Raw genomic sequence first — 23,295 nt, 5'->3', positions numbered from 1 at the left:
GCAAGCCTACTCATCCACGGCGACAGCCTGGCCCGGTTCGGCCTCGATGTAGGGCCTGAACTTCTCATGCAATTCCTCCAGCTTGGACAGATAGTAATCGGCATTTTCGTCGGGATTCTTCGGATCCCATTCGGCGGCGAGCTTGCACGCCTGATGTACTTTAACCTTCCGCGAGGTTCCCGTCACGTAGTACGACACTTGATCGCCCGCCTGATAGTTCTTGGTGGACCGCAACGCCAGCTCGTACGAAGCCGCGACGTTCCGTTTCTTGGCCCTTACCTTCTCCTGGTAGCTCTGGGGTGATTCCTGAAGCGTCTCGGTTTTCATAAAGAGCTTGACCGGGAATTCGTGACGCTCGATGCGATCGCGGAAATCCCGGTAGAGCTTCTCCACCGCGTCCCGGCGACCATGCAGGAGAAGGAGGAACATCTCCTCCATCCACTGGCGCTGAAAACGCTCCAGTCCCCTCGACTTGAGACCGGAGCCTTTGATCAGGAGCTCGCCCTTCGCCTTTAGAAGCGCGTAGTTTTTCATCTTGTAACTGAGCATCGCGGGGAATCGACCATCCAATTCCAGGTGTATCCCTTCCGGCAGGTTCGCCGTGACCCGGCCCATCAGGGCCGCTTCGTCCCTCTCCGGGAGCGGACTTGACGGCATGAAGTAAATTCCGTCCGTATCCACTTCGATCACCCGGCAGCCCTCCGCTTCGAGTGCCTTCATGATGGCCTGGATCGTATCGCGTCCGATCTGCGTAACGCGATTGGCCTGTTCATAGTCGTTGAAATGGGCCATGTCGAAACCGAGATAGCCATAGAACGAATTGATGAGAATTTTGAAGGTCGATTGGAGTGCGTTGGCGAAGTTCCGCTCCTGGGGATCTTGCGCCGCTTTCACCTGCTCCTTGGCCCGAATCCGGAAGGCGCGCAGGTCTTCGAGCAAGTTGGGAAAGACGCCCAGTTCGTCGCTCTTCGGAAAGCACCGGTGCACCAGCATGACCGACGGGTACAGTGACGTAATGTCACAATGGAGAACGTTCTTCGCAATGCCGTGAAAAAGGATGTCCGTGTAGCCCCCCTGGATGGGCGACGCGGGACTTGCCAACGGAAGGGAATGGCCGCGATGGAGATACTCGCGGAGGAAAAGCGAATCGATCTTCACGGCGTTTCCTCGAAGCATCGTACTTTGGAATCCGATCGGAAAGATCTGCGCCTGTACGAAGTAACTTGGAAGAAGGATGTCGCTCAGCATCCGCGTCTCCCGCACGTCGTCCAGGTTGTATTCACGCAGTTTTTCGGGATCCTTCTCGTATGCCGAATTGATCTGGTCGGCGGGGAGATAGATCCGATCCTTGGAGGCGATCCCGAAGTGGACGGCCACCTCCTTGAGCCCCAGGCTCTCCAACTCCCGTGTGGCGATGTCGTAGTGCTGAACGAGAATGAACGTGTCCACCGTGTGCCGTCCGAAGATCTCGAACTTGGTGTAGGTGATCGACCGCTCGCCGATTTGCATCCGGGAGGGGTGGCTCTCCATCGGCTCCCCTCCCCGCCCCCACAGGAGCTTCACGCCGTATCGTTTCGCGCGGGTCTGAATGTATTCCAGATCGAATCGGAAGAGATTGTGGCCTTCGATCACATCCGGGTTCCGCTCCCGAATGAGCGTGTTGAGTTGCTCGATCATCTCCGATTCCTTCATGTCTTTTCCGAAGAGAACGTGCTCCCAACCCGTGGTATCGGACAGCGCGATGGAGATCATCCGGTCCGACTCCCGCTTCGCGTTCGGAAATTCGTAGCCGGGGGCGCACCAGGTTTCGATGTCGATCTGCATGCGAACGAGATCGCCGAAGCCCATTCCCTTGAACTGGGTCCGGCCCGAGGCGAGAAGATACTGCTGGACCATATCGGAGATGTAGAGGTAGGGCGCGTCGAGCGCGGAGGGGACGCGGTCCGTTTTTTTCTGGAGGTGCTTCCGCAGGTTTTCGAGCGCCAACCCGTTGGGGAGCGTAATCCGCCATGCGAGGGGGTGACTTCCCGTCAACTTCTCCGATCGGGTTTCGCCTTTGTAGCCCGCCAGCAGATCCTTGTCGCGAAGGAGAATGAACGGCTCGAAGGGAATGGATTCGGTACCTGACCTCCCGGCCTCCCGCCGGAAAACTCGAACCCGCTCGGCGCCGTGTTCGATTTCGACCGCCACAATGCCGGGCGTAGGGTCGTGGCCGAAAAGAAGGGGATTCGATTTCCAGCCCTCGGTCGTCGACTCGGGCATAATAAGAGCCTCTAACAGAATGCCGATTCGTAGGGGAGCATCTTCAGATGCTCCCTCTTGTCGGGAGGGTCTGAAGACCCTCCCCTACGCATTCTGTTGGACGCACTGAATCACCGTACCGAAGCGCATCCACCAAGTCAAAACGCTCCATGGCGTCGCGTCGCCACACGGCGTACCATGGCGCCATGGACCTGCGGAAGCCCTTCACGCAAGCCGCAATCGCCTATTTGGTCTACGGTCTCCTCTACGAGGGATTCGCCCTCCAAAAGATCGTGAGCCACGGTCTCCCGCCGGGCCTTTCGAAGGTGTACGCAGCCTTCTTCCTCACCGTCGGGCTCCTCATCACGCTCCTGTTTCCATATCTCCTGTTCAAGGGTCATCGCTGGTTCGCACGCCTCCTTTCCGTTTTCGTCGGACTTCGGGCGCTCGCGATTGCCGCCATCCTGCTCGGTCTTCCCCTCCCCAGCGCGGAACGAGGATTCTTTTTCCTCAAACACATGTCCTCCTCCGTGGTATACGGAATATCACTGGCAGTCACGCTGGTTGCCCTCTGGTTCCTGGCCAAAGCAGGATGGATTCAAAAATCACCCGAATCTTCTTGACTTTTCAAATGCTTCGCCTAAAATGGGCCTCGCAAAAACAGACCTGTAAATGGCGACAGAACGGAAGGGCACGCAACGTTCAATCCTCCTGATAGAAGAGGGTGGCCCCATGTGGGCCAACATAGGAAAAGCCCTCTTGAAGGACGGGTTTGCCCTCCGGCCTGCCGCCGGCCGGCAGGAAGCGTTGCGCGAACTGGGCCGGCAGGAATATGAAATCATCATCACCGGGCTCAAGCTGGAAGACTCGACCGGATTGCAGGTTTTGCGGGACATCAAGCAGTCGGCGCCCCTGTCTGAAATTATCGTTCTAACCGAATCCCCCAGCCAGGACACGAAGTGGGAGGCCCTCAAGATCGGTGCCTTTGACTACCTGTCCACACCCGTGGAGGAGTACCAGATTCGCGACGTGGCCCGAAAAGCGCTCATGCACCGCAACCTGCGGGTCAATTTCCGCGAGGGAGGAATGGGCTCATCCGAGAGCCCGGCGCCCATGATCATCCCTCCGCCTTCCGACGACCTTTCCGCGGAAACATCCCCGGCTCCGGCCGGGACCCCGCGCGCCGCGGCCACCCCATCGAAGCCCTCCGCGCCCGTCTGGGATGAAACCATGCGCACCGCTCCTCCACCGCCCGAGCCTTTCACGATGGCCCAAGAGGAGGGAAAATTCACTTTCTGGTGGAAGGAGGATGATGAGGCCGAAGCCCCTGCGCCAAGAGCGACGTTGCCCCCATCGGGGCCGGTTCCCGCGGTGGTGGCGCCGCCGTTGACCATCGAAGCCGTTCAGGAACCGGTCACCACGGCTCAACCGCCACCCAGCGTCATTCCCCCAGAACCACTCACGGCGCCGCCCTCCGTCCAGCGGGACGCGAGCGAGATTCTCGAACTCAAGCAGGAGATCGACGACCTTCAGGAGGAGGTTTCCAAACTTCGACGCCGCAACCGGGAGCTTGAGCCGATGGTCAAGGTGAAACTCGCCCTGGAAAGCGAAATCGAAACCCTGAAAGCCCGCCAGCAAGCCGACGCTCTACCTGCCGCCAAGGGAGCGGGCAAACCGGAGGAAAAAAACATTCCTTTCGTGTCCACCCGGATCTCACCGAAGTCGCTTGCGACCTCGGCCGTATTGGCGATCTCCGTGGCCGGTCTTTCCTATTTCGCCGTCGAGAACGCTCAATGGGAACGGCGAAGCGTCACGACGCAGAAACAAGTGGATCAACTCCAACAGCAGTTCGCGGCCGTTCAGAGCAGTTTCGACCGCTTGGCAGACACCCTTCCCAGAACGGTCGCACCCGATATCCAAGCGCTCCCCCGCGTCTCGGAGCCCGCTCCCGCCATCGGTGAGGCCGCCCCCCCCCCGAAACCACCTGAACCCGCGTGGAGCGATCTGGCAACCGAAACGCCGCTCGGCCTCCCCAAGGGCATGGCCGTCACGACCAGCAAGACCCGGCTGCGGTCCGGCCCGGGGATTGAGCACGATCTTGTGGAAGAGCTGGGTCCCGGCGTTCTGCTTCGAATCAGCAAGGAAGCGGGGGAATGGCTGGACGTGGAGACCGAAGGCGGCGAGCGGGGGTTCGTATGGACGCCGAACACCGGCCGAAAAGCCATTTCAGCTCAGGCCCAGCCGGGTGAGCGAGCCCGCAAGGTGGACCAGGGAGGTTTCGCGTACATTTCACTTGCCATCGGCGTCAGATCGCTCGGCAGAATCCTCCCTTCTGATCTTCGCTACCGTGCGACGTTTCTGAAGGGCGGCCAGCCTTGGGAGACCGTGGATCTTTCGCCTCCGGACAAGGCGCCGGGGCCCTTCGCCCTCCACCGCCTCGATCTCTTCTGCCCACGGGGACTTCGCAAGGCGGACCTCGGGGCCGATCTCCGGGTGCAACTGTTGGCCGCTCCACCTGAGGGCGATTTCGAGCTTCTCCAGGAGTTTCCTCTCCTTCTCAAGTAGCGGCCGGTGCGGCGGGATGTGATCTCCGCGCGGCGGGGGGCGCTTCTTGCGCGGTGTCCATCGGCTACGGTGCGGTATGGAACGGTTTTTCGGGGACGTACTTGACAATAGACATTGCAGCCAACTGGGGCGAGCCCGTGAAGCCACGCCATACGCGGCGCGACGGGGCGACGGTCAACCGCCTCACGCCCACGGCGGGTTCGACGCAATGCGTTATGTTCCTCTTGACCTCCCTCCCGTTCCTGTCCTATGCTCCCCCGCGTGTGCAGGATACTGAAGCAAGGGCCGAGCGCCCCACATAAGGGAGGACCAATCCGCACAACCTGTCTAACAGAATGCGTAGGGGAGGGTCTTCAGACCCTCCCGACAAGAGGGAGCATCTGAAGATGCTCCCCTACGAATCGGCATTCTGTCAGAGGCTCTTAGAAGGAGGTTTCCCATGGGACTACTCGACGGAAAAGTAGCAATTATCACGGGCGGAGCGAACGGCATCGGCCGGAGCCACTGCCTGGCGTTTGCGAAAGAGGGTGCCAAGGTTGTTGTGAACGACCTCGGTGGCGACCGATCCGGCGGCGGCGGCGGGAAGATGGCGGCCGATACGGTGGTCGATGAAATCAAGAAAGCCGGCGGGGCGGCCGCGCCCAGCTACGACAACGTGGCCACGGTGGAGGGCGGTCAAAACATTCTCAAGTCGGCGTTGAGCGCATTCGGGAAGGTCGACATCTTGGTCAACAACGCGGGCATCCTGCGTGACAAATCGCTGGCGAAAATGAGCGAAGCCGAATGGGACGCTGTCATCGCCGTCCACCTCAAGGGCACGTTCTGCGTCACCCAGCCCGTATTTACGTGGATGAAGGAAAACGGCAAGGGCGGCCGCATCATTAACACCACTTCGGTATCGGGTTTGATGGGGAACTTCGGCCAGGCCAACTACAGCTCGGCCAAGGCCGGCATTTACGGGTTCACCCGCACCGTTTCGATGGAAGGAATGAAATACGCCATCACCGTGAATGCGATCGCCCCCGCCGCCCTCACCCGGATGACATCGGACCTCGCGATGTTCCAGGGCGTCAGCGAGGAGGAGCTCGGCCCCCAACACATTACGCCCATCGTTCTTTTTCTCGCGTCGGATCTCTCCGCCGATATCACCGGAAAAATCTTCGGCACTCAGGGTCGGCATCTGTTCGAATACAAGATGGCCGTGTCCAACGGTGTCCGGAAGGATTCCGGTATCTGGTCAGCCCCGGAAATCCAGCAGAACATCAAGAAGATCATGATGGAGTAGCGAGTGGCGTCCACTCCGGTCGGCATTTCGGATATCGGCGTCTACGTCCCAGCCTTCCGGCTGAAGCGGGAGGAGATCGCCCGCGCTTGGGGTGGGAAGAGCGGCGGCGGCGAGAAGGCGGTCGCCAATTTTGACGAGGACGCGCTGACGCTCGGCGCCGAAGCGGCTTTGGCCGCCTTGGGCGAGCCTACGCGCAAGTCGATCGACGGCCTCTACTTCGCCTCCACGACCTCCCCGTATCTCCAGAAGCAGGCGGCGAGTGTGATCGCCGCCGCGTGCGACCTTCCCGCCCAAATGGACACGATTGATTTCGCGGGGAGTCTGCGCGGAGGAACAAGCGCTCTCCGCGGCGCGCGCAACGCGATTCTCGCCGGATCGGCCGAATCGATCCTCGTGGTGGCCGCGGACAGGCGTCCCACCGAGCCGGAAACTCCGCAGGAATCCACCTCGGGTGATGCGGCGGCGGCATTCCTGATCTCCAACGAGAATATCGCCGTCGAAATCGAGAAGGTCTCCACCTGGACCGATGATTTCCTGGACGAGTGGCGAAAGGAATCGGACGAATTCATCGCGGGTGACGAGACACGGTTCGGCCAGCAGTACGGCATGGGGCGCGTTCTCAAGCAGGCCTTTGGAGCACTCTCCAAAGCCGACGGCTTCAAGGCAGCCGACTTGGACGGGATCATTCTGCCGGCGGCGAATGCCAAGACGGGGCAAGGATTCGCGAAGAGCCTCGGGCTCGATCCTGCCCGGCAGTATCAGGAGGTATTTGCGGACAAGACCGGCTTCACGGGAACCCCGCATATCTTTTTGGGACTCGCCGCCGCGCTGGCCAAGTCTAAACCCGATCAGCGCTACGCCATGGTCGGCTACGGAGATGGATGCGACATCCTTCTGCTGCGCACGACGGATAGGATCAACGACCTCAAGAAGAAGTTGGACCTGGAAAAGATCCTCGGCTTTCGGCGCGAGATGAAAAACTACGAGGAATACCTGAAAGTCCAGGGGATCCTCGGGCCGAGCATTCCCGCGCCGAATGTCACGAACGTGCTGGCGCAGAAGGAACACGCGCAAAACCTTCAACTCCACGGGAGCCGTTGCAAGAAATGCGGTTTCGTTCACTTCCCTCAAGCACGCGTCTGCCAGGGATGTCGGACCAAGGATCAAATGGAGGAAAAGCGGCTTTCCCGCCGGGGGAAGGTTTTCACCATGACCAAGGATTATCTCTTCGAAGGCACCCTGTCTCCCCAATTGATGGCCGTTGTCGACTTGGAGGGTGGCGGACGCGTATACACCCAAGCGACCGATTGCGATGCCGACAAGTTCGAAATTGGAATGCCGGTGGAGATGTCGCTGCGCTGGTTCCACGATGGCGGCGGCTTCCGGAACTACTTCTGGAAAGCCCGACCCGCGCGAGCGTGATCGACGGGAGGTAGAAGATGAGTATTACCGACAAGGTCGCCGTGATCGGAACGGGGTGTTGCAAGTTCGGCGATCGGTTCGACGCCGGGTTTGACGAACTCGTCGTGGAGGCCGGTTTCGAGGCGATCGCGGAAGCGGGGATTGAGCCGGATCGTATCCAGGCGGCCTGGATTGGAACGTACAACCCGGGAGCGCACGGCGGAAAGGCCGGCGTGAGCCTCGCCGACCCCTTGCGCCTTTACAATATCCCCATCACACGCGTCGAGAATTTCTGCGCCACCGGCATGGAAGCGTTTCGGAATGCCGCCTTTGCCGTAGCCTCCGGCATGTACGACGTTGTCCTCGCGCTCGGCGCGGAGAAAATGAAGGACCGCGGCGGACGCGGCATCGCGCGCGACTACGGCCACCCCCTGCTCGGACGCGGCAATACCGCTCCCGGCATTTTCGCCCTTGCAGCCAACCGGTACATGCACACGTTCGGCGTGAAGAAGGAGACCCTCGCCAAAGTGGCCGTGAAGAACCACCACAACGGCTCGCTCCATCCCAAGGCACATTTCCAGATGGAAGTCACCTTGGATCAGGTCATGAAAGCCCCATTGATCGCCTCGCCTTTCGGATTGTTCGATTGCTGTCCGACGACGGACGGCGCCGCGGCAGCGATCATCTGCCGGGCGGACATGGCCAAGCAGTTCCGCAAGGACTACGTGCTTCTCAAAGGCGTCGGCCTCGCCGTAACCAGCGGTCGCCCCTACAACGATTCCCAATTCGACTATCTCGGATTCAAAGCCACCCAACTCGCCGCCCAGCAGGCCTACGAGCAGGCGGGGATCAAGGAGCCGGCGAAGGAGATCCGTTGCGCCGAAGTGCATGATTGCTTCACTTGGACCGAGATCTCGAACTACGAGGATCTCGGATTCGCGAAAAAGGGGGAGGGTTGGCGATTGATTGAAGAGGGGCGGACGGCGCTCGACGGCGACATCCCGGTGAACGCCAGCGGCGGTCTGAAATCGTTCGGACATCCCATCGGCGCGAGCGGCGTCCGAATGATCGTGGAGGCCACCCGCCAACTCCAGGGGCGCGCAGCCAAGAATCAAGTGAACAACGGCCGTCCCTATGCCCTCGCACACAACGTGGGCGGCCCCGGCGCGGTTTCCTGCGTCGTCGTCCTCGGGCAGAACTAGGTCAACAACCCCAGAACGATTTCCCGGTCCAGGTTCTGTGCCTGGGCCAGGAACGCGGTGGAGGACTGTGTGAGCAGGGACCTCCGGGTGAACTCCGTGATCTCGTCCGCCGTATCCACGTCGGCGAGACTCGACAGGGCCGAGGTCAGCGTTGTCTGTTCGTTCTCCAACGCGCGGGCGGCTTCCTGAAGCATCCCCATCTGGGCTCCGAGTTGTCCGCGTTCGAACGCCACCGATTCCAGCGCTTCGTCCACCGTCGCCAGTGAGAGCTGCGCGAGATCTGAAGTGGATCCATCCACGAGGGCGAGGTAGTTGATCGCTCCCGCGGTGGCGTAGGGTATGTTGAACTCCACGATCCGATCGGCGGTGGGGCTGTAGACAGACTGGATGACCGTCCCCGGCGTGCCGCCGTCGAAATCGGACGTCCAGCCCATGCCCACCTGCTCCAGCCGGTTGTAGAGTTGGTTGTTGATGTAGTCCGTGGCGTAGGCTTGGACGGCGGTCTGGAGAGCAGCGGACCCGGCGTATGTGTCGGAGACTGAGCTGAGAACGGCGTCCCGCCAGAGCGTGGCCCCCGCGCCCACGGCCTGAACGTACCGGATGATCCTTTCGAACCGCTCGGCTCCCAGATCCTTGGCGAGAAACTGCCCGATGAGTGCGTTCTGCGTGTAGTCCGACGAGGAGCCGGCCCAGTCGTAGATGCCGTCCGCCATCTCAGCCGAAGTTCCCGCAGGGTCGCCCTTCGTGCGCATCCCGCCTTCCCCGGATACCCAGTTGGCGAGTATGTGATTCCCCCAATCCGAATCGCCGCCGACGCCCGGACCGGCCCCGATGGTGGCCGTAACCGCGTGCACCATTTCGTGGACAACAATCATTTCCGGAGTGAAGGTCGCGCCGGTGGAGGAATCGTCGCTCACCGTGGCCGTTCCTCCATTGAGGTTCAGGAAGTCGTCCACATCGATAACCAGCGTCATCGCGGGCGCCATGCCCCCGCCGCCCGTCGCCAGTATCCCTTGCTCTCCATCGCCGCCGTTAGGATCATCCTGAAGCGTCACCGTCATCGGTGTGTTTGAGGGAGGGAGAATGCCCAGCGTGCCGTAGACCCTGTTGATCGAACCCGTGATCATCTGTGGAAGTCTCGCCTTCAACGCTTTGTAGGCCGATCCGGAGGAGACGGACGCCTGGACTGAATCCACGAACGTCATGACCGGCGTCCGGCTGTCAAAATCCCGGATCTCCGGCGCCATCAGATAGTTGCTTCCGTATCTGGCCCCTCTCGCGCCGCGGTTGATTTCCGAAAGCAAACTTGCCAGCTCGTTCTGAAGCGAGACCTTTGCCTCGGATGAGACCGTCCCGTTCGCCGCTTGGAGCAGGAGCGTCCTCATCTTGTTCATTTTTTCCACGGTGTCCGCCAGCGTTTGGTCCGCGATCTGGAGCACATTGATGAGCGAGTTGGCATTTTGGACGGCCACGCCCCGCGCCGCCGCGTCCACGGTGAACCGGTTGATCTTTCCTAGATTGGCGACGTCATCCGCCGCGCGGACGACCCGGCGGCCCGATGAGAGCTTCTCGATGCTGTGCTGAGCCGCAGCCGCATGCCGGTTGAGGGCATTGACTGCGTGGTTGACGGTGACGCCGATTCTCACACCCATAGACTTTCCCACATCGACGTTCGTCAAAATGTACTGGAGGATAAGGAGTCTTACTCACCGCTTGAGAATGCGAAAACGCGGGCGGCCGAGCTTCAGAATCGTTGTCCGATTGACGCACGGCCCCCGGTGTCGGCCGCCATGGTGATGTAGCCGGTCTAGGAGAGGTGGGGCCAGATGTAGAGGGCCGTCACGACCAGTACACTGAACGCCGTGAGGTCGAGGAGCAGGCCTGGAAGGAAGACGTCCCTGATGCGGAGGAAGCCTGAGGAGAAAGCGATGGCGTTCGCGGGTGTTGCGATAGGAAAGATGAAGTTGAGCCCAGCGGGCAACGCGGTGGCAAGAGTCAGAATCTTCGGATCGAGGCCAAGGGGAGCGGCCAGAGGAAGCGCCACTGGAAGCAATACGGCCACCACCGCGGCATTGCTCATGAACTCCGTGAGCACCAGTGCCATCAGAATGACGAGGACGAGCACGGCTGCGGGAGACTGCCCAAATCCGACCACCACGTTCTGAGAGACCCATCCCGCCACGCCGGTCTTGTTCAGGGCTTGGGCGAGGCAGATCGCGCCGCCGTACATCACAAAGATCCCCCAGTTCACGTTGGCCTCGACATCCCGCCAGTGCGACACGCCGAAAACAAAAACGAGCACGGCGCCCAGGAGGGCGATGGAGGCCATCCCGTGCTTCTCACCCAGGATTGCCCACAGGGCGATGCACAAGACCAGAATTCCCAGGCAGATCACTTCACGCAGCCGAACGTGCCCCAACTCCTTGGCCCGGTGCTCCAGATATTGACGCGCCCCGGCCATGCTCTGGAGATCCGATTTCAGGAAAATGCGCAGCGTCAGGAAGGCCGCCGCGATCATGGCCACGGTCACGGGCAGAGAGAACTTGATCCATTCGAAGAATCCAATCGACTGGCCGGTGGTTTCGCGAAGGATTCCAAGCGCCAACGGGGCGCGGCCGCCGCCCAGGAGGGTGAGAATCCCTCCGGTGGTGGTCCCCCATGCCGCGCAGAGAACGAGGGCGCGCGTGTACGAAGCGGAGGGGGAGACCATCTGGATGGCGTGGGCCAGCTCCAGAAGGATGGGAAACATCATCGCCGCCACCGCATGCTCCGAAATGAAGAACGACAGCGCGGAATTGGTGATGAATACGACGAAGAGAAGAGAGAGCGGGGATTGTCCGAATCGCCGCATGAGGAGGAGCGCAATCCGGCGGGTGATCCCGGTTTCAATCAATGCCCCGCTCAGGATGAAAACCCCGAGGATGAAAATCGAGGCGTCATTCGTGAAAAGGGCGAAGGTCTCCCTCGGCGTCAGGATGTCGAGTGAAGGGAGAAGGAGAAGCACGAGGAGACTCGTGACCATCATGGGGAGAACGCCCGTCATCCACAGGAGCACCGCCACTCCGAAGACGGCCAATGTTTTTCGGCCCGTGTCATCCAGACCCTGAAGCAGGGAGGAGGACGAGACCACGCGGTACAGAATCAAGGCGCCCAGCAGAACCAGCGGTTTGTGCAACCGTCGCAGCAGAAACGAAAGGGCGCGAACGAGGCCGCGCTCCGTGAGGAGATGGGTCAGGCGCTCCCAGACGTGTGAGGGCGAAGCGCGACGCCGTCCCGATCCCGGTGCGCCCGGGCCGGTGGATCCTACGATGACCGTGTTGAGTGGAAAGGCGTCGTCGCCGGACGCCGGAGGGTCAGACTGCGGCGGGTTCTCCCCTTCGGTCATGATGCGCGGTGAGCGTGCGCTTCACTACGCGGCGCACTCGCCCTCTTTTTCGAGGAATTCGTAGTCCTTTTCCTCGCCCACATCGCGATACGCATCGGGATTTTCCTCAAAGGTGGGAAGCGCGATCAGATCCCGGATCGACTCTTTCACGTGCTCCTTGTCGACCCTCCGCAAGAAGCCCGAGAATTTTTCTCCGTTCGCTTTCTCCTTCTGATACATCTCGGCCAGTCGGCGAACCGCTTCCGCGATTCGCCGGGCCGGAACCTTCACGATTTCGCGGCCAAAGACGGCGCCATCCTCGGAGGTTCCGCCCCCCAATTGGATGACGTAGTGGGGAACGATCCGGCCCCCCGCCCTGCGAATGCACCCATAGAATCCCAAGTCGGCCACCTGATGTTGACCGCAGGCGTTCTCGCACCCGCTGATCTTGATCCGATACCCGTTCACCGTCGGATTGTCCTTGAGCTGCGCCGTAAGCTGGGAGGCCAAGCCGTACGAGTGCGTCTTGGCCAGATTGCAGGTATCCGCTCCGGGACAAACCGTCACATCCATGGTCGATTCCGCATCGGCGCGGGCCAGGCCGAGCGCGGAAAGCTCGGAGTGAACCGCTTTCAGCTTGCCCCCGCCCACGTTGCGGAGCGCCATGTTCTGCTGGAACGTCAACCGGAGTTCGATCTCGGGGTTGCGCCGGAGTAGCGCAACCAGACCCCGCATCTGGGCCACGGTCACGTCTCCCCGGAAGAGATGAAGATTGACGAGGAATTGACCCGACTGGCGCTGGGAGCTGCATGCTTTCTGAAACCACATGAGATCCACTCCGGCGGGAACCGCGCGGCCTGCTCCGTTTGATCCCCCGGCCAAAAGGGGGTTAGGCACCTGAACCGGTAGCGTGGGCAAGGTTTCCTTCAGGACCGCATCCCTTTCCTTCCTCACTTCCTGAACAAACTTCTCCCAACCAAGGGTCTGGATCACAAACTTCATCCGGGCCCGGTATCGATTCTTGCGGTTCCCCGTGCGATTGAAGACGCGAACGAGCGCGGCGCACGTCGGGAGAAGCATCTCCACAGGAATGAACTCCTCCAGGAGTTTGGCGGACCGCGGCGCCGCGCCGAGACCGCCTCCTGCGAGGATTCGGAACCCGTACTCCTTCTTTCCGTCCACGTCCCTCGATTTAGCGAAGATGCCGATGTCGTGAATGCTCGCGGCGGCGCAGTCGTGCGGGCAGCCGGAGAAGGCAATCTTGAATTTCCGGGGAAGGTTCTTGCAATGGGGGTTCCGCAGGAAAAACTTCGAAACGACGTCCGCGTACGGCGAAAGGTCGAACGGTTCCGTCGGGCAGACTCCGAGGCGGTGGCAACCGGTCACGTTTCGAACGGTATTCCCGCACGCCTCGCGGGTGGTCACGCCGGCTTCCGCGAGCCGACGAAGCAGCGCCGGCACGTTCTTCAACTGGACGAAATGGAGCTGAAAATCCTGACGCGTGGTGACATGCGCAATTTTTCGTGGGGCAAACGTGTCCGCCACGTCGGCGATCCGCTCCAGTTGGTCGGCATTCAATCGGCCGAAGGGAATCTTGATCCGGACCATCTGGTTCGTGCCGCCCTGCCGCTGGCCGTAGATCCCCATGTAGAGCCGCATGGGCTTGAACATGTTTTCGTCCATCCGGCCTTCCAGGAAGCGCTGAATGTAGCTTTCGAGATTGGCGATCTCCTGGTTCTGGAGCTCCGAAATCGCGCCCCGCGCGGTTCCCCACTCGTCCGTCTTGTAGGAGGCCCACAGGGGCGCCATGATTTCCGCCGCCGCCTGGGGCGTGGACCCCTCACCTTTTTTGGGGTCCGGCAGTCGCGTGGCGGGAACGGTCCCCGCGTTTTGTGTCTGACCAGGTTCCATCGTTCGCTTCAACTCCCTTCAACCGCGGCCGGGGCGCCGTTTCCTTCCCGGGGTGTGAACACCGCGGGCCTCGGCTGAATCTGAGACTGGCCCCACGTCTCGCGCACCGTGTCGATCCGTGCGGCCAGAAAATATACCTTGCACGATTGGCAGTCTTGGTGAGTCAATCTACACCAAGAATCGGGGATACTCCAACAGGGCTCGCCCGGCCGATCTTGAATGGTGCAGTGGCCGAGTCGCGGAATGCAGCAAGGTTTGTAGAGATGGCAGGGCAGCGTCGCGTAGAGTCGGCGAATGCCCGCAAAGTTGAGCCCCGTCGCCAGCAGACGTCGAGTGGCCATCAAGAGATCGACGTCCGAACCGGCGTAGACCCGCTGCCCCTTTGGTGTCTTCTTGGGGCGCAGGAGTCCCTCCTTTTCGTAGAGCCGAACCGCATGGGTGCTGACCCCCACTTTCGAGGCAACTGTGCCTATTGTAAGTACTGATTCTGATTCTAAAATCATCATGATCTAGAATTATTATAGCAATCGATCTAATCTGTCAAGATCCACCCCATCCAGCCGATTTCGAATACTGGTGTGTAATATGACCGCTCCCGCGCGCAACTTTCTTCCACGCGTCCGATGACTGAACCCGAGTCTCGTCCAAAGCCCCGCATTCTCTGGATCGGGGGCAGGGGTGGCGAAGGCGCGCCGCTCTTGATGGGCTTGGAAGCTCATTTCGATCTTCGATATGCGGAAGAGTTCCTCCGGGCTGGACAGGACAGACTCCGCCTCCCGGAACTTCTGCGTCGGGTCGCCGAATCCGGTCTCGATCCTGATCTGTACTACTTCTGGAATCCGAGCCTCGCGGGAGATTACGAAGGTTGGGAGGCGCTTCCGAGCCGCAGCATCGGCCATTTCATCGATTCCCACTACGCCTTCACCTGGCAAGCTGAACTCGCTCCGCTGTTCCACACCACGGTTCTCGAGGTCCACAGCGCAGCGCCCTACTTCTGGAGAAACAACCCCAATTCGATCCTCTGGTGCCCGCCCTGTTTCCACGGCACGGCGGAGGAGGTCCGCCATCACCCCCCCTATTCCAGGCGTCCCATCGATGTCGCCTTCATCGGCTCGATGAATCCGCTCGCCATGCCCCACCGCGTGGACTTCATGCAGAGATTGGCCGAGCGCCTCAAGAACCGGTATCGCGTTCTGCTGGGCCGGCACGAGGGACCGGTCGGCAGTATCTACTCACAGGCAAAAATCGTGATCAACTTCACAACCCGTCCCGCATGGGCCTATGTCCCGGACCCGCTCCATCCTCAACCTCACGCCGTGGGATTGAATGGGCGCGTGTTCGACGCGATGGGCCACGGCGCCATGCACCTGGCTGATTCTCCCGCCTCCGACTTGCTCCAATTGTTCCGGGAGGGCGAGCATTTCGCCTTCTATCGGTGCAACGACGTGGAGGATGCGCTCGACCAAATCCGTTACTTTCTGGAGCACGATGAGCAACGCCTCTCGATCGCTCTGGCCGGCTGGCAGAGCATCCAGGAACGCCACACATTGCCGGTCCGCGGCCTTCAACTTGCATCTCTCGTCACCCGCGCCATGGATCCATCCGCGGAGCCCCCTCTCCACCCTCGTGATGCGCGATTCCTTCTCGGGCGCTCCCTCCTGAACATGGCCCTCCAGACCGCCGACGCCCGGGATGGCTCACTGAAACGGAATTTCGACGAGAAACTGTCCCAAGCCCGAGGCTTGTTCGCGGCGGAGTGCAGTCCCACCCACGAACCTGTCCGCCGATCCATGCTCCCTCTTTTGGACGCCATTGAGGGGCGTCCGGAGAATGCCGTCAGACAGTGGTTCGGACTGTGGAAACTCTACCACTGTCCCGTGGCCGCCCTTTTCCTCGAGGTGGCTCTGTGGTGGCTGGGCCAGGACGGCCAGGCGAACAACATGGCGGATTGGCAAGCCAAGGCGGCGAAGGAGGGCGCCGGCCTGCCGCCTCAAGAGCGCCGGACTCTTTCGGACATCCTCTGCCTCGTTTTCCAGAAATTTCCTCGGGGCATGGTGGAAGGCGGATCGCTGACGAGGGATATCAGGCAGCGGAATTCACAGCCCGAGGCGGTCCTCTCCCCCGCGATCTGATTCCTCTCGGAGGCCGGACCCCGTCTAACAGAATGCGTAGGGGAGGGTCTTCAGACCCTCCCGACAAGAGGGAGCATCTGAAGATGCTCCCCTACGAATCGGCATTCTGTTAGAGGCTCTTGATGTTCCCCGTCGGTCAATCCAAAGAGAAGGCCCTTGCGGAGCGTATGGCCCGGTTGGGAATCTTTGAAGAAGACCTGAGCGAGAGCTTCGTCCCCTCCTCCGGACCCGGCGGCCAGCACGTCAACCGTTCGGCCACGTGCGTGGTCCTGCGGCACCAGCCGACCGGCATCACCGTGCGATGCCAGCAGGAGAGATCGCAGGCCCTCAACCGGTTTCTCGCCCGGCGTCTGCTGGCCGACAAGATCGAGAATCGTATTCTTGGGCGGAAGTCGGAGGAGCAACGCCGCGTCGCGAAAATGCGCCGGCAGAAGAGGCGCCGATCCCGGCGAGCCAAGGAGAAGGTGCTGAGGGACAAGCATGCGCAGTCCGAAAAGAAGGCGGGGCGAGCGCCCGTAACCCTCTCCGATTGGGAGTAGGACCATGCCCCTGACCCGCGAAGAAATCGGCCAAATTTTCCTGGCGGAAGCCCCTGCGCTGTATCGCTACGCGCTCCGCATGACCGGGTCACCCCAGGATTCCGAGGAAGCCGTCGCCCGGACCGCCCTCCGTTGCCTCGAAAACGCGGAGAAGTTCGCGGGCCAATCCAAAGTTCGAACGTGGCTGTTCGGGATACTCCACAACGTCATCCGGGAGATGCGGCGCGAGGGGTGGCGTGAAGAACCGATCGGCGAGGAGCCTTACCCACCCGACGACCAGTTCAGCGCGGACGGGCATCCCGTCACTTCCGCGCCGATGGACGCCGGGAACGCCGAGGAGATCCTACTCCGGAAAGAATCCGCCGACGAAGTGCGCGCCCAGATCGACCGGTTACCGCCCCTCCAGCGAAGCGCGTTTCACCTCCGATACATCGAAGAGTGGGATCCGGAGGAGATCTGTAACGCCCTCGGCATCACCAACACTCATCTCAGGGTTTTGCTCCACAGAGCCCGACTGCACCTCCGAGACCGATTGGTGGCCTGGGCAAAAGGAGAAGGGACATGATCATGCCTTCAGTCCTTGCGGGAACCTGCAAGGAAACGGCGCAACAGATCAGCGACTATCTCGAAGGCCGCATGTCGTTCCTGCGCCGATTCCGAGTCCGGCTGCACCTCAAGAAGTGCCCCCCCTGCGAACGATGGATCGAGAGCCTCCGCGTCACCCACAAGGCCGTCGACAAAGCGCGGATCCTGGAGCAGTCGAAGGGCATCCCGGCCGAGTGCCGGGAAAAGATCGAAAAGATCTTCCGGTCGTAGGGGAGGACCTTCAGGTCCTCCCAAGAAGAGGGAGCAGCTAAAGCTGCTCCCCTACGGGATGCTTCGTAGGGGCGCGGTGTGCCGCGCCTGCCGGGATTCCTCTCCAGCCTCCTTTGTGATATTTTCTTGTTATGTCCAAGTTTGAAGACTTGATGAGACAGGTTCGGGCCTCCATTCGCGAGGTCCCTCCTGCCCAGGTGAACCGGCAGCTTGGAGAGGGAACGCCTGTCCATTTGCTCGACGTTCGCGAGAAGGATGAATTCGACGCGGGTCATGTGAAAGGGGCCCTGTTCATCCCCCGCGGTTTCCTGGAGATCAAGGTCGAGGATGCCATCCCGGACAAGGAGAGTCCGGTGATCGTTTACTGCCAGGGCGGTGTGCGGTCCGCCATGGCGGCCAAGGCGATGCAGGACCTCGGATACACGAATGTACTTTCCATGTCCGGGGGGTTCGGACTCTGGAAACGTTCGGGATTCCCCTTCGAAATGACGGAGACCAACGGCAATCAGGACAAGTTCTTCAGCCGCTACGACCGGCACATCAAGCTCCCCGAGATCGGCGAGGCCGGGCAGAAGAAGCTTCTCAAGAGCAAAGTTCTCCTGATCGGCGCGGGTGGTCTGGGTTGCCCGGCGGCGTACTACCTAGCGGCCGCAGGTGTGGGCACACTGGGGATCATCGACTTCGACGTGGTGGATGAATCCAATCTCCAGCGGCAAATCCTCCACTCAACGTTCGACGCGGGACGACCGAAGGTCCAGTCCGCCAAAGAGACTTTGGTCGCCCTCAACCCGGATGTGAAAGTCGTGGGTTATCAGGAGCGGCTCTCCAGCGAGAACACCATGGAGATTTTCAAGGACTACGACCTGGTGGTGGACGGGAGCGACAATTTTCCCACCCGATACCTGGTGAACGACGCCTGTGTGCTGCTGAGGAAGCCGGTGATCTACGGCGCGATCGAGCGTTTTGTGGGGCAGGCCTCCGTGTTCGTTCCGTTCGACACGCCGTGCTATCGCTGCCTCTATCCGGCGCCGCCGCCGCCCGATCTCGCGCCGAATTGCGCCGAGGCAGGCGTGCTCGGCGTCCTACCGGGCGTGATCGGGACAATCCAGGCGACCGAGGCCCTGAAAGTTCTTCTCAACATCGGGGAACCGCTCAAGAACCGGCTGCTCCTCTACGATGCAAAGAAAATGTCGTTCCGGACCGTCAAGCTGCACCGGGATTCCAAGTGCCCCGTTTGCGGGCCTGAAGCCAGCATCCACAAGCTGATCGACTACGAAGCCTTCTGCGCGTCCACCGCACACTGAGCTCCGCGATCGGCTTCCCCATGCGATCGAAGCACGGAGTTGCCCCAGAGCCTCTAACAGAATGCCGATTCGTAGGGGAGCATCTTCAGATGCTGTCTCTTGTCGGGAGGGTCTGAAGACCCTCCCCTACGCAGTCTGTTAGACGCTCCTAATATACGAGCTCGGTATGGACAAACAGTCCATGCTCGGTCTTCTTGCCATCGTCCTGGAAAATGCGCCCTTGGTAGTCGAGGGCCGTCCTCACATAAGCGTTGTACCTGTGCGCCACGCCGGCCACGATCCGGCTGTAGGCATCACGGTCTTTCTCCGTGTCGGCATCCCAACTTTGGAAGCGTCCGAATACGGAGAGGTCCGCCGGTAAGGCAACCTCGCCGAAGGCGCTCCAGCCAAAGCCCTTCGTGCCGGCGTCGCTCGTCCATGCAGGCTCGAACCCCACACTGACGGGGGCGTAGGCGTAGCTGATGAGGCCCGCAAAGCGGTTGACCTCCTTGTCCTTCTCCTTGTCGCCTACGAACAGCATTCCGCTCAAGCTCAACTTGGCAAGGAGATCAATCCAGGGGGCGGGGACCAGCGTAAACCGAGCATAGACGTGTTTGAACTTGTTGGCCTCGGGGGCATGCCATCCTTCGCCGTTCACCACCGCGAGATGGTATCCTCCGAACTTCGAGGGCATGTCTCCTTCCAGAAACAAACCGAGGTCGGTCGACAACATCTTGCCTTCCTGGTCGAGGATGATCTTCTGAACGAACCGATATTTCCAGGCCCCCTCGGCGAACGGAATCCACAGATCCGCCTGACCGAACCGGACGGCCTTGATGACGGGCGTGTCCATGACGTTCAGGAGATTGCCATATTCAAGGTATGCGGCCTTGAGGGTTGGACTGAAATCGCCCCGCACCTTGTCCTCCGTAGCGGAGAAGGGTGTGCCGTCATCCTTGACGGTCACGCCGGGAACCCGCCAAGGCGCCAGATCAGGGATGATGGCGGCCCGCATATTTTCGGAAAAATCGAACTTTGCGCCCAAATACATCCGTGTGATCTCGAACTCGTTCTTGTCCATCGCCCCATCGGTGAAATCATGGCCATACCCCATGAATCCTTTTGCGACGAGCTTGGCTTTCGGGTACTCCTCCGCTTTTGCCTCGGCCGTCATTGAGTGCAATGGTAAAGCGACGAGCAGGGTTCCGAAGAGCGCCCGTCGAATACGATGGGGATTGTTCATCCTTGGTCTCCTTTCTCCGATTCAGGCAATGATGGCATCATACGCCGCTCCATGACAAGCCCACTCTACAAGCATCCATGGAAGATTCCGAAGCCTGGCTTGACCCGGTGGGACGCCGCCGATAGGATGCCGCCCAAACGAAGGAGGCGAGATGGGAAGAAGAGTCGGAATCGTCGGTGCGGCGGTAACGCCGTTCAAAAGCAAGTGGTACGAAAAGACGTACTACGAACTCGCCCAGATGGCGGTGCGGGACGCCCTCAAGGACGCGGCCATCACCACCAAGGAGGTCGACGCCGTCGTCTACGGCATCTACAACGACATCTTCGAGCGGACGTGCATCCCCGAGCATCCGCTTCAAGGCGTCATCGGGATGCAGAACAAGCCCGGACTTCGGGTGACGAACGGAGGCGCCACGGGCGCCTACGCGATGTCGGCCGCCCACGCGTATGTCGCCGCGGGCCGATACGACAGCGTCATGGTCCTCGGCGTGGAGAAGGCCACGGACTGCTTCGATTTCACCTCCATGTCCTCCACGCCGGAGGTAATCAAGGTCATCGGCTGGTCGGGCGACAGTTTCTTCGAGCAGAAAATCGGCTGGACCGCGTCGGACAGCTATTCCGAAGTGATCCTCGCCTACATGGACCAGCATCCGGGCGACCTCAAGCCCGAAATCACCGCGAAAATCTCGTCGCAGCTCAGCCTTCAGGTCAAAGGCAATACGTTCGCGCAGCGCCAGTTCGATCAGTGCACGCCTGAAGAAGTGATGAACTCGCGCTACATCGTGTATCCTCTCAAGGAACTCGAAATCTGCGTCTACAGTGAAGGCGCCGCCGCCGTCATTTTCGCGGAAGAGAATACGGCAAAGGCGATTTCGAAGAACACGGGGCAACCCGTCATCTGGATCACGGGCATGGGCGAGGCCAATGAGACCTCGTTTGCGGGCAAGAACCAGAACAACTGGGGCCGGATCATGTCGCACCACGCCGCGGCCAAGATGGCCTACAAGATGGCGGGCATCGAGAATCCCCTCAAGTCGATCCAGGTGGTGGAACTCCACGATGCCTTCGTGCATCAGCTCGAAATCAGCATGGCGGAGATGGGATTCGTGCCCATCGGAAAGGCCGACTCCCTCGTGGAGGATGGAATCATGATGCCCGGCGGCCCGCTTTCGGTGAACCCGAGCGGCGGCTTGATCTACTGCGGCCACGCGGTTGGGGCCAGCAACATCATGTCCGCCTGGGCCTGCCGTAATGAGATGATCAAGAAGAACTATCGCGGCGGTCTCGTCCACGGCACGGGCAGCACCATCTGCCAATACGGTGTCGCCATGGTTCTCGAACACGAGTAGTCGGAGGAACGACGATGGGAAAAAAGGAGCAAAAAAAAGAAAAAGTGATTCCGTTCGGATTCATTCCGAACCGTGAAGGCCGATTTCAGAAGATCGGTGGGAAAGAGTACCTCGTTATGAACGACGCCATGTTCACCTTCTACGAGAGAAGCATCGGCGAGTTCTCACCCTTCTTCGTCGCGATGCGGGATGAGAAAACAATCCTCGCCTGCAAGTGCACGAAGTGCGGGATCGTGCGATGCCCCCCATTCGTGACGCACTGCACGGACTGCAATTTCGCCCCCACCGAGTCGGTTGAGGTGGAACAGACGGGCGTCATGCTCAGTACGCCTCCCGTCACGTATTTCGCCAATTCCCTTTTCCTGGACAAGGCCCCGTTCGGCCGGGGGAGAGTCGTACTCAAGGGGGCGGACACGGCCCTCAGCGTCATGCTCTACACGACCACGGGAATTCTCACGCCAGGGCTCATCAGGAAGGGGACGGAGGTGAAGATCATTTTCAAGGACCATCGGATCGGCGAAATCAGCGACATCTTCGCCGTGCCCCTTTCGGAACTGTCTCCCAAACTCGCTTCGAAGAAGGGCGTGGTCGAATCCGAGCTGAATTGGGCTTCGCCGGTTGAGCCGAAGTACGGCAAGGCCTCGAAGGAAGAGGCGGCCGCGTTTAAGAAATCCTACAAAGAGCTTGAGTCGCTGGCCAAAGAGCTCAACAAGTCGAAACGCGCCCGGAAGGCCATTGAAGGTTGGAAACGAAACGTCGCCGTCAAGACCAAGTCGGGCCAGTGCGCCATGATCATCAACAACGGCGATTTCAAGGTCAAAGAAGGCAAAACCCCCAAGGTGGACTTCGTGTTGGCCTGCGAGGACCTCAAGGTTCTCCTGGACGGCCTCAACTACAAAGGCGCCATCACGGATTCGGTGGTCACGAAAAAACTCTGGATCAGCAAGAACATCGAGTTCAACACGATCTTCAAGCTGGACCGGATGGCGCGGTCGCTGGCCAGGGAAAGAAAAGAGCGCGGGGCGTAGTTCGACAGGCCGTGGCCGGGATCGAGCGAAGGCGGACGGGTGACGTTGTTGAGGTGGTCCTCAACCGGCCGGAAGTCAAGAACGCCTTCAACGCCGAGCTGATCACCGATCTGGCGCGGGCCTTCACGGAGATCGCGAAAGACGAAACCGTTCGAGTCGTGGTCCTCCGCTCGGAGGGGAACGTGTTTTGCGCGGGGGCCGATCTGAACTGGATGAAGGAATGCGCCGGCTACTCCTTCGAGCAGAACCGGGAGGACGCGCGCCGCGTAGCCCAAATGTTCCGGATCATCAATGAGTGCCCACACCCCGTGATCGGACGCGTGCAAGGGGCCGCCTACGGGGGTGGGGCGGGAGTGGTCGCCGTGTGCGACATCGTGGTGGCCTCCACCGAAGCGACCTTCGGATTTACCGAAGTGAAGGTCGGCCTGATTCCCGCCGTCGTCTCCCCCTTCGTTATCCGGAAGATTGGCGAGGGCAACGCACGGCGGTTCTTCCTTACGGGTGAAATTCTGCCGGCCGACGCCGCGCTGTTCATAGGACTGGTTCATCACGTCACCGATGCCGCGAATCTGGACGGGGAGATCCGGCGCCTCACCGAGTTGCTGTTGAAGAACAGTCCGCAGGCGGTGCGCGACATCAAGAAACTGGTCCGGGCCGAGAGTGGCCTTGGTTTGGATCAGGCCCTGCCCCTTTGCGCAGACGCCATCGCGAAGATTCGTGTCTCCCCCGAGGGCCAGGAAGGGCTCCGGGCGTTTCTGGAGAAGCGCGCGCCTTTGTGGAAACGGGCGGCGTCTTCGTAGGGGAGGACCCCGTGCCACGGAGGGCACGGGGCCATGCAATGTCGCCGCGCCAGGGATGGCGCGGCATGGAACATGGCCTTCAGGTCCTCCCAACAAGAGGGAGCAGCCAAGGCTGCTCCCCTACAGCGTCCTCTTCG

General features: G+C 60.7%; 19 protein-coding genes. 13 read left to right on the top strand and 6 right to left on the bottom strand.

Annotated features, from left to right (window positions below):
• Nucleotides 1-6 precede the first annotated feature (6 nt).
• On the bottom strand, nt 7-2,262 hold the full coding sequence (locus HYT87_16915) for a DNA polymerase II (protein MBI2061422.1): 2,256 nt from the start codon (nt 2,260-2,262) through the stop codon (nt 7-9).
• 149 nt (nt 2,263-2,411) lie between these two features.
• On the opposite strand from HYT87_16915, the gene HYT87_16910 reads away from it, so the two are divergent.
• The 5 genes from HYT87_16910 (at nt 2,412) to HYT87_16890 (ending at nt 8,694) form a co-directional block, all read left to right on the top strand.
• Nucleotides 2,412-2,864: a hypothetical protein gene (locus HYT87_16910; GenBank protein MBI2061421.1), complete on the top strand. Its 453-nt coding sequence runs from the start codon at nt 2,412-2,414 to the stop codon at nt 2,862-2,864.
• A 109-nt stretch (nt 2,865-2,973) separates the two neighbouring features.
• Entirely contained in the window at nt 2,974-4,806 is a 1,833-nt protein-coding gene (locus HYT87_16905) for a response regulator (protein ID MBI2061420.1), read from the top strand.
• 439 nt (nt 4,807-5,245) lie between these two features.
• Nucleotides 5,246-6,091 (top strand): SDR family NAD(P)-dependent oxidoreductase, encoded by an 846-nt coding sequence (locus HYT87_16900; GenBank protein ID MBI2061419.1) that lies wholly within the window; start codon nt 5,246-5,248, stop codon nt 6,089-6,091.
• A 3-nt stretch (nt 6,092-6,094) separates the two neighbouring features.
• Nucleotides 6,095-7,513: a hydroxymethylglutaryl-CoA synthase family protein gene (locus tag HYT87_16895; GenBank protein ID MBI2061418.1), complete on the top strand. Its 1,419-nt coding sequence runs from the start codon at nt 6,095-6,097 to the stop codon at nt 7,511-7,513.
• A gap of 17 nt (nt 7,514-7,530) precedes the next feature.
• On the top strand, nt 7,531-8,694 hold the full coding sequence (locus HYT87_16890; protein MBI2061417.1) for an acetyl-CoA acetyltransferase: 1,164 nt from the start codon (nt 7,531-7,533) through the stop codon (nt 8,692-8,694).
• Here the strand turns inward: HYT87_16890 and HYT87_16885 are convergent.
• The 4 genes from HYT87_16885 to HYT87_16870 form a co-directional block, all read right to left on the bottom strand.
• Nucleotides 8,691-10,346: a flagellin gene (locus HYT87_16885; protein ID MBI2061416.1), complete on the bottom strand. Its 1,656-nt coding sequence runs from the start codon at nt 10,344-10,346 to the stop codon at nt 8,691-8,693. The genes HYT87_16890 and HYT87_16885 overlap by 4 nt on opposite strands.
• Nucleotides 10,347-10,501: 155 nt before the next feature.
• On the bottom strand, nt 10,502-12,079 hold the full coding sequence (locus tag HYT87_16880; protein MBI2061415.1) for an SLC13/DASS family transporter: 1,578 nt from the start codon (nt 12,077-12,079) through the stop codon (nt 10,502-10,504).
• A gap of 24 nt (nt 12,080-12,103) precedes the next feature.
• Nucleotides 12,104-13,969, bottom strand: coding sequence for a nitrite/sulfite reductase (locus HYT87_16875; protein ID MBI2061414.1), 1,866 nt, complete (start codon nt 13,967-13,969; stop codon nt 12,104-12,106).
• An 8-nt stretch (nt 13,970-13,977) separates the two neighbouring features.
• Nucleotides 13,978-14,475: a MerR family transcriptional regulator gene (locus HYT87_16870; protein MBI2061413.1), complete on the bottom strand. Its 498-nt coding sequence runs from the start codon at nt 14,473-14,475 to the stop codon at nt 13,978-13,980.
• A 117-nt stretch (nt 14,476-14,592) separates the two neighbouring features.
• Between HYT87_16870 and HYT87_16865 the strand changes: the two genes are divergently transcribed.
• The 5 genes from HYT87_16865 (at nt 14,593) to moeB (ending at nt 18,760) form a co-directional block, all read left to right on the top strand.
• On the top strand, nt 14,593-16,101 hold the full coding sequence (locus HYT87_16865) for a glycosyltransferase (GenBank protein MBI2061412.1): 1,509 nt from the start codon (nt 14,593-14,595) through the stop codon (nt 16,099-16,101).
• Nucleotides 16,102-16,223: 122 nt separating this feature from the next.
• The gene (locus HYT87_16860; protein MBI2061411.1) at nt 16,224-16,640 is read left to right on the top strand and encodes a peptide chain release factor-like protein; all 417 of its coding nucleotides are present in this window, start codon (nt 16,224-16,226) and stop codon (nt 16,638-16,640) included.
• Between the two features lie 4 nt (nt 16,641-16,644).
• Nucleotides 16,645-17,205, top strand: a complete 561-nt coding sequence (locus HYT87_16855) for a sigma-70 family RNA polymerase sigma factor (protein MBI2061410.1) — start codon at nt 16,645-16,647, stop codon at nt 17,203-17,205.
• 2 nt (nt 17,206-17,207) lie between these two features.
• Entirely contained in the window at nt 17,208-17,456 is a 249-nt protein-coding gene (locus tag HYT87_16850; protein ID MBI2061409.1) for a zf-HC2 domain-containing protein, read from the top strand.
• Nucleotides 17,457-17,587: 131 nt separating this feature from the next.
• Nucleotides 17,588-18,760 (top strand): molybdopterin-synthase adenylyltransferase MoeB, encoded by a 1,173-nt coding sequence (moeB, locus tag HYT87_16845; protein ID MBI2061408.1) that lies wholly within the window; start codon nt 17,588-17,590, stop codon nt 18,758-18,760.
• Nucleotides 18,761-18,908: 148 nt separating this feature from the next.
• Here moeB and HYT87_16840 read toward each other — a convergent pair whose 3' ends face one another.
• Nucleotides 18,909-19,913, bottom strand: coding sequence for a hypothetical protein (locus HYT87_16840; protein MBI2061407.1), 1,005 nt, complete (start codon nt 19,911-19,913; stop codon nt 18,909-18,911).
• Between the two features lie 220 nt (nt 19,914-20,133).
• Here HYT87_16840 and HYT87_16835 point away from each other — a divergent pair, with 220 nt between their 5' ends.
• The 3 genes from HYT87_16835 to HYT87_16825 are packed head-to-tail and all read left to right on the top strand — an operon-like array spanning nt 20,134 to nt 23,158.
• Nucleotides 20,134-21,330 carry a thiolase family protein gene (locus tag HYT87_16835; GenBank protein MBI2061406.1) on the top strand — a complete coding sequence of 399 codons (1,197 nt, stop codon included), beginning with the start codon at nt 20,134-20,136 and terminating at the stop codon, nt 21,328-21,330.
• A gap of 14 nt (nt 21,331-21,344) precedes the next feature.
• Nucleotides 21,345-22,358 carry a hypothetical protein gene (locus HYT87_16830; protein ID MBI2061405.1) on the top strand — a complete coding sequence of 338 codons (1,014 nt, stop codon included), beginning with the start codon at nt 21,345-21,347 and terminating at the stop codon, nt 22,356-22,358.
• An 11-nt stretch (nt 22,359-22,369) separates the two neighbouring features.
• Nucleotides 22,370-23,158 carry an enoyl-CoA hydratase/isomerase family protein gene (locus tag HYT87_16825; protein ID MBI2061404.1) on the top strand — a complete coding sequence of 263 codons (789 nt, stop codon included), beginning with the start codon at nt 22,370-22,372 and terminating at the stop codon, nt 23,156-23,158.
• Nucleotides 23,159-23,295 lie beyond the last annotated feature (137 nt).

The sequence above is a fragment of the Nitrospirota bacterium genome (assembly GCA_016180645.1).
Lineage (GTDB): Bacteria > JACPQY01 > JACPQY01 > JACPQY01 > JACPQY01 > JACPAV01.
This window is presented reverse-complemented; position numbering and strand designations above follow the sequence as displayed.

What these genes read in the sequence shown, in the direction of transcription:
- HYT87_16840 (MBI2061407.1), bottom strand. Translation starts at nt 19,913, where the DNA reads ATGACGGCCGAGGCAAAAGCGGAGGAGTACCCGAAAGCCAAGCTCGTC.
- HYT87_16865 (MBI2061412.1), top strand. Translation starts at nt 14,593, where the DNA reads ATGACTGAACCCGAGTCTCGTCCAAAGCCCCGCATTCTCTGGATCGGG.
- HYT87_16860 (MBI2061411.1), top strand. Translation starts at nt 16,224, where the DNA reads ATGTTCCCCGTCGGTCAATCCAAAGAGAAGGCCCTTGCGGAGCGTATG.
- HYT87_16905 (MBI2061420.1), top strand. Translation starts at nt 2,974, where the DNA reads ATGTGGGCCAACATAGGAAAAGCCCTCTTGAAGGACGGGTTTGCCCTC.
- HYT87_16885 (MBI2061416.1), bottom strand. Translation starts at nt 10,346, where the DNA reads ATGGGTGTGAGAATCGGCGTCACCGTCAACCACGCAGTCAATGCCCTC.
- HYT87_16910 (MBI2061421.1), top strand. Translation starts at nt 2,412, where the DNA reads ATGGCGTCGCGTCGCCACACGGCGTACCATGGCGCCATGGACCTGCGG.
- HYT87_16850 (MBI2061409.1), top strand. Translation starts at nt 17,208, where the DNA reads ATGCCTTCAGTCCTTGCGGGAACCTGCAAGGAAACGGCGCAACAGATC.
- HYT87_16915 (MBI2061422.1), bottom strand. Translation starts at nt 2,262, where the DNA reads ATGCCCGAGTCGACGACCGAGGGCTGGAAATCGAATCCCCTTCTTTTC.
- HYT87_16880 (MBI2061415.1), bottom strand. Translation starts at nt 12,079, where the DNA reads ATGACCGAAGGGGAGAACCCGCCGCAGTCTGACCCTCCGGCGTCCGGC.
- HYT87_16890 (MBI2061417.1), top strand. Translation starts at nt 7,531, where the DNA reads ATGAGTATTACCGACAAGGTCGCCGTGATCGGAACGGGGTGTTGCAAG.
- HYT87_16830 (MBI2061405.1), top strand. Translation starts at nt 21,345, where the DNA reads ATGGGAAAAAAGGAGCAAAAAAAAGAAAAAGTGATTCCGTTCGGATTC.
- HYT87_16875 (MBI2061414.1), bottom strand. Translation starts at nt 13,969, where the DNA reads ATGGAACCTGGTCAGACACAAAACGCGGGGACCGTTCCCGCCACGCGA.
- HYT87_16855 (MBI2061410.1), top strand. Translation starts at nt 16,645, where the DNA reads ATGCCCCTGACCCGCGAAGAAATCGGCCAAATTTTCCTGGCGGAAGCC.
- HYT87_16835 (MBI2061406.1), top strand. Translation starts at nt 20,134, where the DNA reads ATGGGAAGAAGAGTCGGAATCGTCGGTGCGGCGGTAACGCCGTTCAAA.
- HYT87_16900 (MBI2061419.1), top strand. Translation starts at nt 5,246, where the DNA reads ATGGGACTACTCGACGGAAAAGTAGCAATTATCACGGGCGGAGCGAAC.
- moeB (MBI2061408.1), top strand. Translation starts at nt 17,588, where the DNA reads ATGTCCAAGTTTGAAGACTTGATGAGACAGGTTCGGGCCTCCATTCGC.
- HYT87_16870 (MBI2061413.1), bottom strand. Translation starts at nt 14,475, where the DNA reads ATGATGATTTTAGAATCAGAATCAGTACTTACAATAGGCACAGTTGCC.